This is a genomic window from Streptococcus oralis, from assembly GCF_964238205.1.
Classification (GTDB): Bacteria; Bacillota; Bacilli; order Lactobacillales; family Streptococcaceae; genus Streptococcus; species Streptococcus oralis_CZ.
Genome location: NZ_CAXSLF010000007.1, coordinates 36,884 through 49,936, shown reverse-complemented (window position 1 = coordinate 49,936; position 13,053 = coordinate 36,884). Strand labels below are relative to the sequence as shown.

The 13,053-nt window shown below is 40.6% G+C and carries 15 protein-coding genes; 11 read left to right on the top strand and 4 right to left on the bottom strand.

The genetic code is table 11. The annotated features are described in order from the left end of the window. Positions 1–215: 215 nt before the first annotated feature. Both ACESOD_RS09055 and ACESOD_RS09050 read left to right on the top strand, forming a co-directional pair. Positions 216–641 (top strand): DUF805 domain-containing protein, encoded by a 426-nt coding sequence (locus tag ACESOD_RS09055; protein WP_373095257.1) that lies wholly within the window; start codon positions 216–218, stop codon positions 639–641. Between the two features lie 150 nt (positions 642–791). Then, complete coding sequence (locus ACESOD_RS09050) at positions 792–1,208, top strand: DUF805 domain-containing protein (protein WP_373095254.1); 417 nt, start codon at positions 792–794, stop codon at positions 1,206–1,208. Between the two features lie 86 nt (positions 1,209–1,294). On the opposite strand, the gene ACESOD_RS09045 is transcribed toward ACESOD_RS09050, so the two are convergent. From ACESOD_RS09045 to sdaAB, 3 genes are read right to left on the bottom strand one after another with little or no spacing between them, the layout of a single operon-like run. Beyond that, positions 1,295–1,936, bottom strand: a complete 642-nt coding sequence (locus tag ACESOD_RS09045) for an HAD hydrolase-like protein (RefSeq protein ID WP_373095251.1) — start codon at positions 1,934–1,936, stop codon at positions 1,295–1,297. Between the two features lie 23 nt (positions 1,937–1,959). Beyond that, on the bottom strand, positions 1,960–2,832 hold the full coding sequence (sdaAA, locus tag ACESOD_RS09040; RefSeq protein WP_373095248.1) for an L-serine ammonia-lyase, iron-sulfur-dependent, subunit alpha: 873 nt from the start codon (positions 2,830–2,832) through the stop codon (positions 1,960–1,962). Positions 2,833–2,840: 8 nt separating this feature from the next. Beyond that, positions 2,841–3,512: an L-serine ammonia-lyase, iron-sulfur-dependent subunit beta gene (sdaAB, locus tag ACESOD_RS09035; protein ID WP_001191178.1), complete on the bottom strand. Its 672-nt coding sequence runs from the start codon at positions 3,510–3,512 to the stop codon at positions 2,841–2,843. Between the two features lie 241 nt (positions 3,513–3,753). Between sdaAB and ACESOD_RS09030 the strand changes: the two genes are divergently transcribed. Then, the gene (locus tag ACESOD_RS09030) at positions 3,754–4,380 is read left to right on the top strand and encodes a LysM peptidoglycan-binding domain-containing protein (RefSeq protein WP_373095245.1); all 627 of its coding nucleotides are present in this window, start codon (positions 3,754–3,756) and stop codon (positions 4,378–4,380) included. A 51-nt stretch (positions 4,381–4,431) separates the two neighbouring features. Here ACESOD_RS09030 and ACESOD_RS09025 read toward each other — a convergent pair whose 3' ends face one another. Further along, positions 4,432–5,295 carry a helix-turn-helix domain-containing protein gene (locus ACESOD_RS09025; RefSeq protein WP_373095242.1) on the bottom strand — a complete coding sequence of 288 codons (864 nt, stop codon included), beginning with the start codon at positions 5,293–5,295 and terminating at the stop codon, positions 4,432–4,434. An 846-nt stretch (positions 5,296–6,141) separates the two neighbouring features. On the opposite strand from ACESOD_RS09025, the gene ACESOD_RS09020 reads away from it, so the two are divergent. The 8 genes from ACESOD_RS09020 (at position 6,142) to ACESOD_RS08985 (ending at position 12,953) form a co-directional block, all read left to right on the top strand. Continuing rightward, entirely contained in the window at positions 6,142–6,348 is a 207-nt protein-coding gene (locus tag ACESOD_RS09020; protein WP_119947974.1) for a hypothetical protein, read from the top strand. Positions 6,349–6,511: 163 nt separating this feature from the next. Beyond that, entirely contained in the window at positions 6,512–7,633 is a 1,122-nt protein-coding gene (gene mnmA / locus ACESOD_RS09015; RefSeq protein ID WP_373095238.1) for a tRNA 2-thiouridine(34) synthase MnmA, read from the top strand. 21 nt (positions 7,634–7,654) lie between these two features. Next, the gene (locus ACESOD_RS09010; protein WP_373095235.1) at positions 7,655–8,086 is read left to right on the top strand and encodes an SseB family protein; all 432 of its coding nucleotides are present in this window, start codon (positions 7,655–7,657) and stop codon (positions 8,084–8,086) included. Between the two features lie 148 nt (positions 8,087–8,234). Beyond that, positions 8,235–8,690 (top strand): NUDIX hydrolase, encoded by a 456-nt coding sequence (locus ACESOD_RS09005; protein WP_373095232.1) that lies wholly within the window; start codon positions 8,235–8,237, stop codon positions 8,688–8,690. A gap of 8 nt (positions 8,691–8,698) precedes the next feature. Then, positions 8,699–9,130, top strand: coding sequence for an NUDIX hydrolase (locus tag ACESOD_RS09000; protein WP_373095229.1), 432 nt, complete (start codon positions 8,699–8,701; stop codon positions 9,128–9,130). Further along, a complete protein-coding gene (gene mnmG / locus ACESOD_RS08995; protein ID WP_000221901.1) occupies positions 9,120–11,036 on the top strand; it encodes a tRNA uridine-5-carboxymethylaminomethyl(34) synthesis enzyme MnmG in 1,917 nt (638 codons plus the stop codon). The genes ACESOD_RS09000 and mnmG overlap by 11 nt, the downstream gene beginning before the upstream one ends. 184 nt (positions 11,037–11,220) lie before the next feature. Next, a complete protein-coding gene (locus ACESOD_RS08990) occupies positions 11,221–11,355 on the top strand; it encodes a hypothetical protein (RefSeq protein ID WP_373095225.1) in 135 nt (44 codons plus the stop codon). Positions 11,356–11,399: 44 nt separating this feature from the next. After that, positions 11,400–12,953: a damage-inducible protein CinA gene (locus tag ACESOD_RS08985; RefSeq protein ID WP_373095222.1), complete on the top strand. Its 1,554-nt coding sequence runs from the start codon at positions 11,400–11,402 to the stop codon at positions 12,951–12,953. Positions 12,954–13,053 lie beyond the last annotated feature (100 nt).

Here is a 13,053-nt window from a genome sequence, read left to right as displayed (position 1 = left end):
ATTATACCTTTTCTTGATAACTGCTACTCCTTTACCAATTTTTGAACAAACTTGTCATTGTTGAACATTTATGGTAAACTAAATTTATACTATTTGAAAATCAAAGTAAATGAGGTCTGCATCGTTTGACTGTACTTAGATATGGTTTATAACGAACTTTCTAATTTGCTCTTTCATTTTCATTTCGTATGAATTAAAAAAATAGGGAGTAACTTATGATTAACGCATATAAGAATTTCTTTAAAGGTTATGTAGATTTTACAGGCCGTTCAACACGCTCAGAGTATTGGTGGATTTGGCTAACAAATATGATCCTCCTTGTCCCTTTTTACTCAGCATATTTTAAGGTACTAGCAAATCCAAGAAATGAGGCTGCTCTTATGGCCTTGGGTGGAATTGCTATTATCTACATGATTTTCGGGCTAGCCTTAATGTTACCTATGTTAGCTTTGACAGTTCGTCGTCTACGTGATGCTGGTTTCCACTGGGCTCTGATCTTTGTCATTTTTATTCCTATGGTTGGACCTCTTGCCCTTTTAGCTTTGTTAGCTATGCCAACGAAACAAGTAGAAGTAGTAACAATCAATGAAACTGAAGAAATTGTAGAAGTTTCACCATTCGAAGAATCAGACAAAAACTAAGAAGTTCAGGTTTTACAATTGAATCTGTTTTAGAGTTTTCTTTATATTGTTAAGCAAATATCTGACACTCCCATATCTAAGAATAGATTTGGGAGTGTTTTAAAACAATGTACGCTTTATAGCATATTGTTTTTAAAAAGGAGAAATATCTTGTTTAGGGCTTATATAAATTTTTTAAAAGGTTATGTAGATTTTGTAGGACGCTCAACACGTCCTGACTTCTGGTGGGTTTGGTTGATGAATCATATCTTGTTCCTACCCCTGTATATCCTTATCTTCAATAAAGAGATAAACCAGGGTCCTTCTCTGAACTTTACTTTAGTTATCCTGATATGCATGGTTTATGCCATTTTAGCTTTACTCCTTCTGTTGCCTACTTTAGCGTTAAAGATTCGCCGTTTGCGTGATGGAGGTTTCCACTGGGCTTTCATCTTCCTTCACTTTGTTCCAATGGTTGGACGTCTTGCTCTATTAGTTCTGCTAGCTATGCCAAGTAAGGAAGTAGAAATAGTAACAATCAATAGACCTAAAGAAGTTGAAAGCGAAGAAGCTACCCCCTTTGAATAATTGGATGAATACGGGGAATGTCATTCTCCTAGTTACGAAGAGATAAAAAGCTCCCAAACCTAACTTTTAGGCTGGGAGTCTTTTGTTTAACGTTTTAATTGTAGATGGTGTAAAATGTCTGTTGGGTGGTGAGCAATCCAGTCAGGATTATAGCCCATGAGGTCTCGCTCCTCCCCGAATCCCCAGGTTACCGCTAATTTTTTAATGCCGTTTTCTTGGGCACCAATCATATCAAACTTGGTATCTCCGATAATAACGACTGTTTCGGGAGTTAGATGATGAGTTTCCAGAGCTTGACGAATGACATCAGCCTTGTGTAGGGCCTGAGGGCTTGAACCATAAATGCCATCAAAAAAGTGGTCAATCCCAAAATTGCTAGTCATGTCAACGGCGGTTGGTGTATTCTTCGTAGTAGTGATATAAAGACGATAATGCTCAGCTAGTTCTACGAGTAAATCTTTGATATGTGGAAAGAGTTGGGCTTCGTACACACCTTTTTCCTTATAATAAGAACGATAGAGCTGGATGGCTTCCTCTATCTGCTCAGCCGGCAAACAACTAGCAAAGCTGGTTTCTAGTGGGGGTCCCATAAAACCTCGAATGGTTTTTGCACCAGGACTAGAAACTCCAAGTTGGTCAAAGGTATAGGTGAAACCATTGTGAATTCCGATAGAACTATCCACAAGTGTTCCATCTAAATCGAAAAAAATAGCGGAAATTGATGACATATACTCTCCTAGTTATTTTGAGATTATTCGCCGAAGATTTCTTTTTGAAGGCGACGACCTGTCGGTGTGGCAGCGAGCCCCCCTTCAGCAGTTTCACGAAAGGCAGTTGGGAGGCTAGATCCTACTTGATACATGGTGTCAATGACCTCATCAACTGGAATTTTGGATTCAATACCAGCCAGAGCCATATCGGCTGCGATGAAGGCGAAGCTTGCTCCCATGGCATTCCGCTTGACACAAGGAACTTCAACCAAACCGGCAACAGGGTCACAGATGAGGCCCAGCATATTTTTAATGACAAAGGCAATGGCCTGACTGGCCTGATAAGGTGTCCCACCAGCAGCTAGAGTCAAGGCGGCGGCACTCATAGCAGAGGCAGAACCGACTTCGGCCTGGCAGCCACCTTCGGCTCCCGAGATAGAAGCGTTGTTAGCAATCACGAGTCCAAAAGCACCTGCAGCGAATAAGAAGTCTAGTTGTTGTTCATGAGTTAGATTGAGTTTTTGAATAGCAGATGTGAGAACTGCGGGAAGACAACCTGCGCTACCTGCGGTCGGTGTCGCACAAACAAGACCCATCTTAGCATTGTGCTCATTAACGGCAATGGCGTTACGGGCGGCAGACAAGACAGTGAAGTCTGATAGGGTCTTTCCTTTTTTGATGTAGTGGTCAAGCTTGGCAGCATCTCCACCTGTTAAGCCACTACGAGATTTCTTCTCGCTAAGTCCGAGTTCTACAGAAGCCTTCATGACTTCAAGGTTGCGCTCCATGAGAAGGAGAACTTCTTCGCGCTCGCGTCCAGTCAATTCAAACTCAGTCCTAATCATGAGTTCAGCAACATTGCCTTGAAAACCAAGTTCGGCTTGTTGGACTAATTCTTTGATAGAGTAAAACATATTTTCTCCTATTGAAAGAAATTGACATTGTGCAGATGAGGAATTTTACGAATTTCTTCGATAGATTCATCACAGTTGCGACTATCAACTTCGATAATCATAATGGCTTTTTCGCCAGCCTTTTCTCGGGTTACATTCATCTGAGCGATATTGATGTCAAAGCGAGAGAGGGCCTCTGTTACGTGAGCAATCATACCTGGAACATCTTGATGAACGATGATGATGGTAGGAGTATTCATGTTGAGGGATACCGCAAAACCATTGAGCTCTGTCACTTGGATATTACCACCCCCGATTGAAATTCCTGTTACACTGATAGTCTTGTGCTCATTCTTAACAGTGATTTTCGTAGTGTTTGGGTGAGGGGCATTACTGTCTTTCTGGATAGTCCAGACTATTTTGATGCCACGCTTGTGGGCGATTTCTAAACTATTTGGAATTTCTGGATCATCTGTGTCCATTCCCAGAATTCCAGCGACAAGGGCTAAATCGGTTCCATGTCCGCGATAGGTTTTTGCAAAAGAATTAAAAAGCTGGAACTCAACCTCGGTTGGAGTATCATCAAAAATAGATGAGACGATTTTACCGATACGAACAGCTCCTGCCGTGTGACTACTAGATGGGCCAATCATGACTGGTCCAATGATATCAAAGACAGATTGAAAACGAAGTGATTGCATCTGTTTCCCCTTAAAAAGATTCTTAACTCTATTATATCAAAGATTAGATGCAAGCGCTCAATTCCATGATAAAATATCTAAAATCCCCATAAAGCCTCTAAAATCAAGCCTTTTGTAACAAAAAGAGGCTATTTAAGTGAAATAAAACATAGTCTTGTAACATTTCTACATAAAACCGTCAAGAAACAGTAATAATAGTAGGGTATGATGGAAATATAAGAAAGAAGGAGAATCTTTTAATATGAAATCAACAACTAACAAAATTAAAACAGGACTTGTAGGAGTAGCAGCAGCGCTTGCTTTCCTTGCACCATCACTTGCTTTTGCACAAGAAACAACAACTTACACAGTAAAATCAGGTGACACTCTATCAGGAATCGCTGAAAAATACAATACAACTGTTGAAAAATTGGCAGAAAAAAATAAGATTAAAGATATTCATTTGATCTATGTAGACCAAGTATTGGTTATTGATGGTGAAGCACCAGCAACTTCAACTACTTCAACTGCGACAGCAGAAGCTCCAGTAGTAGCACCTGCAGCTACTGAAACAACAACTTATGAAGCGCCAGCAGCAAGCGTAACTGTTGCAGAAGAAACTGTTGCTACAACAGAAACTTCAGCATCAACTTCAACCGTCAGCGGATCTGAAGCAGAAGCGAAAGAATGGATCGCTCAAAAAGAATCAGGCGGTAGCTACACAGCTACAAACGGACGTTACATCGGACGTTACCAATTGACAGATTCATACTTGAACGGTGACTACTCAGCGGAAAACCAAGAACGTGTAGCAGATGCTTACGTTGCAGGACGTTACGGTTCATGGGCAGCTGCTAAGAACTTCTGGCTTAACAACGGTTGGTACTAAGAACTAACTAGCAGAATAAGATGCAAAAGTCGAGGGATTTCCTCGACTTTTTTATATTTCCTTTGCTTGATAACAGGTCTCTACTTCCTTTTTGAGGTGAGATAGCATTGAGGTTTCATCAGTTAACTCCAGAAGGGAGAAGCCCTTTTGAAGCAGATGATCATTACTAGTACAAATACCTATTCGAACATAGGCAATAGCCAAAATATCGTATTTTTTCTTTTTCTTAGCATCCTCTAGTAAGGTGTAGCAGATTTGTTGACAGGTATTTTTATCTTGATTGTACAAGTAAATGGTGGACAGATTGAGTAGGATTGCCATTCGTAATTCATATAAATGTCGATAGTTTTTATATTCTTCCAAGCGCTGCAAGATTTGTTCAGTGATGAGATGGAGGTGTTCAATGGGAAAGCTGAAAAGGATGGTATTGAGGATTTTTAGGTCACTTTCATACCATGTATCTTGTTTTTCAATTTTTCCCCAAAGCTTTTTGACCGTTTGTTCCACTTGGATTGAAAGTTGTCCTGTTCCATGTTGACGGATATAAATAACAACTTCCATCATATCTCTGATTTCCTCTATAGGGAGATCGTGATGGACCTTGAGATAGTCTTGGCATGTTTCAAATAAATTGACTAGACTACTGGTACCAAAGATGGAACTCGTATTGAGATAGGTTTGCATGATTTCTGTTCGCTGGCTCGGTTTATAGAGATGGCAGATGTATTCAAACTCTTCAAAACTCATATTGATTTGACGGAGAAGAAACTCCATGTTTTCATATTTGGGAGTTGCCTTGCCACTTTCAAACTTGGAAAGGCTGGTTCTTGAAAGGACATTTCCACAGACCTCTTCTTGGGTCAATCCTTTTGACTCACGTATTTCTTTATATACTTTCCCGAAATCATAGCGCATGATTTCCTCCTTTTCGTGAAAAAAGTTAACAATAAATAGAATTCTATTAAACATATTGTATCATAAGAATATAGAAAGTAAATATGGGGTATCATGTAGCTAGAAAATAAAGATTGGAGGTTGTTTCAATGCGTAAAAATAGAGATATATTTCGGGTAATCATTGTCTTTGTGGTAGGGGTTATGTTGATTCTAGCAACCCCAGTGTTATTTAGAGTTGTTATAGAACTACTGTCAAAATAAAATCTGCATTGAGTAGATTCATTAGGATCTCAAATCTTTACATGTTTCATCAATTTCTTTTAGTTAGAAGTCCGATTTTTCATTTACCATATTTATATTCATAGAAATTCTAGTCAAGAAAGTAAAGTGGATATCATGAGAAGAAAATAAGAAAGGTGATTTTATCTATAGTAGGTAGAATCTAAAAAAAAATTATGACTCATTTAAAATTTTATATCAAATCCGTTCTTTGTTCATTGGTATTGTTTATCCTTTTAATTCTTTTTATTAAAAATATATATTATCCTGTTCTAAAGATAACTATTGAAGTTATTCTGTCGTTTTCGATAGGTAGTCTTTGTTATGCCATTTTTTGTAAAACAAATCGAGCTGCTTTCCTGCCAATTTCGGTTATTTTATTTTTGCTGACTCTCTATTTGCTGGGAGTATAGTGTTTTATCAGGAATTTTGTCAGTTTGCATTTTTTCTTGGAGAAATTCTGACGATTGAAATCTTAGTGGCATTAAGTGGAGTAAATTTGCTATCAAGATTTTTTTTAAAAAAGAGAAGTCAATAGATTTGCTAGTGGATTATTAAGACTAAAGGTAAAATTGGGATATTTAAAATGAAACATTTTTTTGCAGGAATTGGTGAAATAAACTTTATAAATTATCTATTGTATATATGTGTAGGACTAGCCCCTCTTTTTCATATCTATGTCATAGGTTCGGAAATGAGTTTTGTGAAAATAGTATTATCTATTTTGGGAATTATATTTGTTTGTATTTTAACTATTGCTCGAATTTATAGGACTTTTTTCTATAAAGAATAGTTTGGAATGAATAAGTATCTTATGTAAGAGGTTGGTCGATTGACAGCCTCTTTCTTGTCTTCTCCAACCAAGCATGTTATAATGAAAACTGCTCAAACGACCTTCAATCGTGAAGCACACACGACCTTCAATCGTGAATAAACGAATAGATGGGAGACTTACCATGAGTGATAACTCTAAAACACGTGTTGTCGTGGGGATGAGTGGTGGTGTTGATTCGTCGGTGACGGCTCTTTTGCTCAAAGAGCAGGGTTACGATGTGATCGGTATCTTCATGAAGAACTGGGATGACACAGATGAAAACGGCGTCTGTACGGCGACCGAAGATTACAAGGATGTGGCTGCGGTGGCAGACCAGATTGGCATTCCTTACTACTCTGTCAATTTTGAAAAAGAGTACTGGGACCGCGTTTTCGAGTATTTCCTAGCGGAATACCGTGCAGGACGCACGCCCAATCCAGACGTTATGTGTAACAAGGAAATCAAGTTTAAGGCCTTTTTGGACTATGCCATGACCTTGGGAGCAGACTATGTAGCGACTGGGCACTATGCCCGTGTGGCGCGTGATGAGAATGGCATTGTTCACATGCTTCGTGGCGTGGACAATGGCAAGGATCAGACCTATTTCCTCAGCCAACTTTCACAAGAACAACTCCAAAAGACTATGTTCCCTTTGGGACATTTGGAAAAACCTGAAGTTCGCAGACTAGCAGAAGAAGCAGGTCTTGCGACTGCTAAGAAGAAAGATTCAACAGGAATTTGCTTTATCGGAGAAAAGAACTTTAAAGAATTTCTCAGCAACTACCTACCAGCTCAACCAGGTCGCATGATGACTGTGGATGGTCGCGATATGGGAGAGCATGCTGGTCTTATGTATTATACAATCGGTCAGCGTGGCGGACTCGGGATCGGTGGGCAACACGGTGGTGACAATGCACCTTGGTTTGTTGTCGGTAAAGATTTGAGCCAGAATATTCTCTATGTAGGCCAAGGATTCTACCATGATTCGCTCATGTCAACAAGCTTAGAGGCTAGTCAAGTCCACTTTACTCGTGATATGCCAGAGGAATTTACGCTAGAATGCACGGCTAAATTCCGCTACCGTCAGCCTGACTCTAAAGTGACTGTACATGTCAAAGGAGATAAGGCAGAGGTCATCTTTGCAGAACCTCAGCGCGCCATTACACCAGGACAGGCAGTTGTCTTTTACGACGGTGAAGAGTGTCTCGGTGGCGGTTTGATTGACAATGCCTACCGCGATGGACAAGTTTGTCAGTACATTTAAGAGTTTCTAAGAGGAATGAGAATGTTACAGTTTTTTAAGAAAAAAACGGCTAAAAAAGAGAAGTCAATGACTCTCTCGGACTATAAAAAAGAGTATTTGAGGGAGAAAACGACAGAGTCGATAGAGGCCTTGTTTAAGGAATTGAAGCAAGCTAGAGTCTGGGTTCCCTTCAATCCTTATCTGATGGATGAGAGTGACGAACAAGAAGGCGCGCGCCTAAAACCAGATATTCTGCAAAAGGGAGATGACTACTTTTATCCTTGCTTCTTAGAAATTCAGGACATCCCCAAGGACTATTATGACCGATTTTCTTGGTTGCAATTGCCTCTTACGGACTGTTTGTTTGCTGCGGAAGGGATGGAGAGTTTTCCTGTGAGAGGGATTGTTCTGGATGCCTTCTCTGACTCAGTTGAGATTGACAAAGGAGCTTTTGAAGCAATTCGCCAATCATAGTACATATAGATTGACAAATTTTCTCATTTTGCTACAATAATAAAAGCAATAGAAATGATGGTCAAAGCTCATGGATGTTGCAGGCTTTTTTGTCCTGCACTTCTTACGAGTTTTGACTGTTTTTGTGTCGTTTAAGGAAAGGACAAAAATGACTCAACAAGACTTTCGGACAAAAGTGGGAAATACGGTTTTTGGCGTTCGGGCGACAGCCTTGATTGTAAAAGACAATCGCTTGTTAGTCGTAGAAGATGAGGATGGTTTTTATACAATTGGAGGTGCCATTCAAGTGGATGAAGCTACTGAAGATGCTGTGGTTCGAGAAGTAAAGGAAGAACTTGGTGTCAAAGCTCAAGCTGGGCAGCTAGCTTTTGTGGTTGAAAATCGTTTTGAACAAGCTGGGGTCCACTATCATAATATCGAATTCCATTATTTAGTGGACTTGCTGGAAGATGCCCCATTGACCATGCAGGAAGATGAGAAAATGCAGCCCTGTGAGTGGATTGACTTGGATCAGCTCCAGAATATCCAGCTGGTTCCAGCCTTTTTAAAAACAGCCCTACCAAATTGGGACGGACAATTACGACACATCCATCTTAACGAATAGGAGAGAAAATGATGGTTAAGCTTATTGCCCATGTACTTGTTCATAGTGGTGGTGATTATTTACTCATTCAGCGTTCGGAAATTAAAAGAGGACAACCCAACGTTTATCCGACTTACTGGGATATTCCTGGTGGTGGGGTTGAAAAGGGTGAACTTCCGCGAGATGGAGCTCTTAGAGAATGTATTGAAGAAGTGGGAGTTAGGCTAGACTGCAGTTCGTTCAAACTTCTTCACGAAGATAGTCAACTGGATACCTCTAAGGAGATTGTCTTTACTCGCTTAGTTTATAAAGCAGAGTGGGTTGGGGAGAAGCCAATTATCAGATTAGATCCTGAAGAGCATACGCACTTTAAATGGGTTACCATGGATCAAGCTCTAGAGGAGGAGAAGTTAGTTCCCTATTTGCGAGAAATTTTTGAAAGGTTAAAAAATGACTTATAATTTTACTGAAGAATACGATATTATTGTAATTGGTGCGGGACACGCTGGGGTCGAGGCTTCCTTGGCTGCCAGCCGTATGGGCTGTAAGGTTCTGCTTGCGACCATCAACATTGAAATGCTGGCTTTCATGCCATGTAATCCCTCTATCGGTGGTTCTGCCAAGGGGATTGTTGTGCGTGAAGTCGATGCCCTCGGTGGGGAAATGGCCAAGACCATTGACAAGACTTACATCCAGATGAAGATGCTCAACACAGGGAAGGGGCCAGCTGTCCGTGCCCTTCGTGCGCAAGCTGATAAGGAACTTTACTCTAAGGAAATGCGCAAGACAGTTGAAAACCAAGAAAATCTGACCCTTCGTCAGACCATGATTGATGAGATTTTGGTGGAAGATGGCAAGGTTGTCGGTGTGCGTACAGCTACCCATCAAGAGTATGCTGCTAAGGCTGTTATCGTGACCACAGGGACAGCCCTTCGTGGGGAAATCATCATCGGAGACCTCAAGTACTCATCAGGTCCTAACCACAGCCTGGCTTCTATTAACCTAGCTGATAATCTCAAGGAACTTGGACTTGAAATTGGTCGTTTCAAGACAGGAACTCCACCGCGCGTCAAGGCTTCCTCTATCAACTATGATGTGACAGAGATTCAGCCAGGGGACGAAGCGCCAAATCACTTCTCATACACTTCACGTGATGAAGATTATGTCAAAGACCAAGTGCCATGTTGGTTGACTTACACCAATGGTACCAGCCATGAGATTATCCAAAACAATCTCCACCGTGCGCCTATGTTTACAGGTGTGGTCAAGGGAGTGGGGCCTCGCTACTGTCCGTCAATTGAGGACAAGATTGTGCGTTTTGCGGACAAGGAACGCCACCAACTCTTCCTAGAGCCAGAAGGTCGTAATACAGAAGAAGTTTATGTCCAAGGTCTCTCAACCAGCCTTCCTGAGGATGTGCAACGTGACTTGGTACATTCCATCAAAGGTTTGGAAAATGCAGAGATGATGCGAACTGGTTATGCTATCGAGTACGACATGGTCTTGCCTCATCAATTGCGTGCGACTCTGGAAACCAAGAAAATCTCAGGACTTTTCACAGCTGGTCAGACAAATGGTACATCAGGATATGAGGAAGCTGCTGGTCAAGGGATTATCGCGGGTATTAATGCGGCTCTGAAAATCCAAGGCAAGCCTGAGTTGATTCTGAAACGAAGCGACGGTTATATCGGAGTGATGATTGACGACTTGGTAACAAAGGGTACCATTGAACCCTACCGTCTCTTGACCAGTCGTGCTGAATACCGTCTCATCCTCCGTCATGATAATGCCGATATGCGCTTGACTGAGATGGGACGAGAGATTGGGCTTGTTGATGATGAACGTTGGGCACGCTTTGAGATCAAGAAAAATCAATTTGACAATGAGATGAAACGCCTAGACAGCATCAAACTCAAGCCGGTCAAGGAAACTAACGCCAAGGTTGAAGCGATGGGATTCAAACCATTGACTGATGCAGTCACTGCCAAGGAATTCCTCCGTCGTCCAGAAGTCTCTTACCAAGATGTGGTTGCCTTCATCGGACCTGCTGCTGAAGAGTTAGATGACAAGATTATCGAATTGATTGAAACAGAAATCAAGTACGAAGGTTACATTTCAAAAGCCATGGATCAAGTTGCCAAGATGAAACGCATGGAAGAAAAACGGATTCCAGCCAACATCGATTGGGATGATATTGACTCGATTGCGACTGAGGCTCGCCAGAAGTTCAAACTCATCAATCCAGAAACCATCGGTCAAGCTAGCCGTATTTCTGGGGTTAACCCAGCAGATATCTCTATTTTGATGGTGTATCTGGAAGGTAAAAATCGTAGCATTTCAAAAAACTTAGAAAAAAAGGCTGACTAATACTCAATGAAAATCAAAGAGCAAACTAGGAAGCTAGCCGCAAGCTGTACTTGAGTACGGTAAGGCGACGCTGACGTGGTTTGAATTAGTATAAAGACAAAGTGCTGAATTCTCTTTTAGGGAATTCAGCTTTTTTGATAGAATCGTCCTCTATTTTCGAATAAAGAGAAAAGGAGGAATGATTATGCTGACAGTAGAAGAAAAAAATTTTTTAGACCACTATAAAAATGCTCCCTATCATCGTTTTTATGAGATTGAACGCTTCACTAGTCTCTGTCAAAAGTTAGACAAATGGTCACCACAGGCTGACAAGATTTAGACTTTTTGATATACTAGAACAAATTAAAACATAGGAGAGAATGAATGAACGTATATGGCAGATTAGAAGAGGAATCAACTCCATCTTGGACGGGAATTCAGGATGATTTAGTTGGGAGGGAGGAGCGCTTCGAGGATGAACCAAGTTCATTTGCTCCCTTACCATTATTTAAGATCCTAATCTGGAGCACTCTAGTTGTACTTGTATCTGTAGTTCTTCCTTTCTTGCTAGGACTAACTAGCCCAGAGCAGGCACAAGATTTTTATATCGGATGGGCTATGCACCAGGGAGGAGATATCTACACAGACTATTTTGGAACGAGTGGTCTTCTCTATTACTTTTTACAGTATCTAAGCAAGGGTAGTATTTTGTTTGCAGCCTTTACTTGGCTAGCTCTAGTGGGTGCTGGGATTTTTCTTTTCCGTTCGACTTATACCTTGACGGAGGAGAACAAGCAGTCGCAACAAGTGTTGACCATCTTTTATCTTCTTGCTGGAGGACTTAGCTTTGGCGGTGGTTATGCCACTATTTTGGCCCTTCCCTTCCTGTTTTATGCTCTCAGTTTAGTAACTAGGTATTTGGTAGAGTATAATCATGATAAAGGTTTCTTACGTATCGGGATTAGCCTGGCTCTAGCATTTTTCTTCGCCCCTCTCGTCACAACTTTATATGCTCTAGTCTTATTCTTTGCTTTGTTAGCCTTTAATATTGGGCGTGGTCGCTTGGTTCATGGGCTCTATCAATTCTTTGCAGCTGGTCTTGGGTTCTCACTTTTCTTTTATCCAATTGGTTACTATACGGCTTATAATGGGAGTTTTGGGAACGCTATCAGTCAGATCCTCTATCCAGTAGATAGTTTGAAATTTATGTCCAATCCAGCCTTACTGGACAACCTCCTTTTTTATGGATTGTTAACAATTGGTCTTGGAGGATTAAGGCTCGTATTTACAGGACTCTTCCAGTCTAAACCAAGCAAGCAATATGTCTTATCTATTTTTACTTCAGTAGCGATCCTATTGTTACTAGGCTTGAAAATTTTCTCTACAGAACCGATTCACGGTAGTCGTATAGCTGAGTTTCTTCCTTTCTTGTCCATTCTTTTATTGACTCATATTCGAACTGGGAAATTAGAAGGAGCTAATCGTCGTAGAAAACATCGAGAAGTACCCTCAATATGGGCAGTATTTCTTCAGGGTAATGTCTATTTGCCAGTTTTAGCTTTGGCCTACCTATTTTTGACTCCTCTGGTAGCCCGTTATGTTCTTCACTCAGAACAATATCAAGAACGTGCTCGTATGGAAACTACGGTAAAAGGACAAACACAGGCAACCGATCGTATTTATATATGGGATGATCTTACTAATGGTTATAAGACTAGTGAACGTTTAGCAGCTAGTCAGTTGCTATCACCAAAATTATATACTGGCCTTGATGCAAATCGTAGCAAACTTGTCAATGATTTACGTGATAATCAGCCTAAAGTGATTGTGGTCAATACCAAAACAGCTCTCTGGACGGAAGTGGAACAGCTTCTAGCAGAAAGCTACCAACCAGTTCAAAGTGAATTCAAAGACTTTAAACTTTACAAATTAAAATAAAATAATCAATATCTAGTGTAAATTTTATGAAAATAGGAATTTTAATACTAGATATTGATTTTTATTTTTTTAGTGATATAATACTTTTTAGATAATAGTT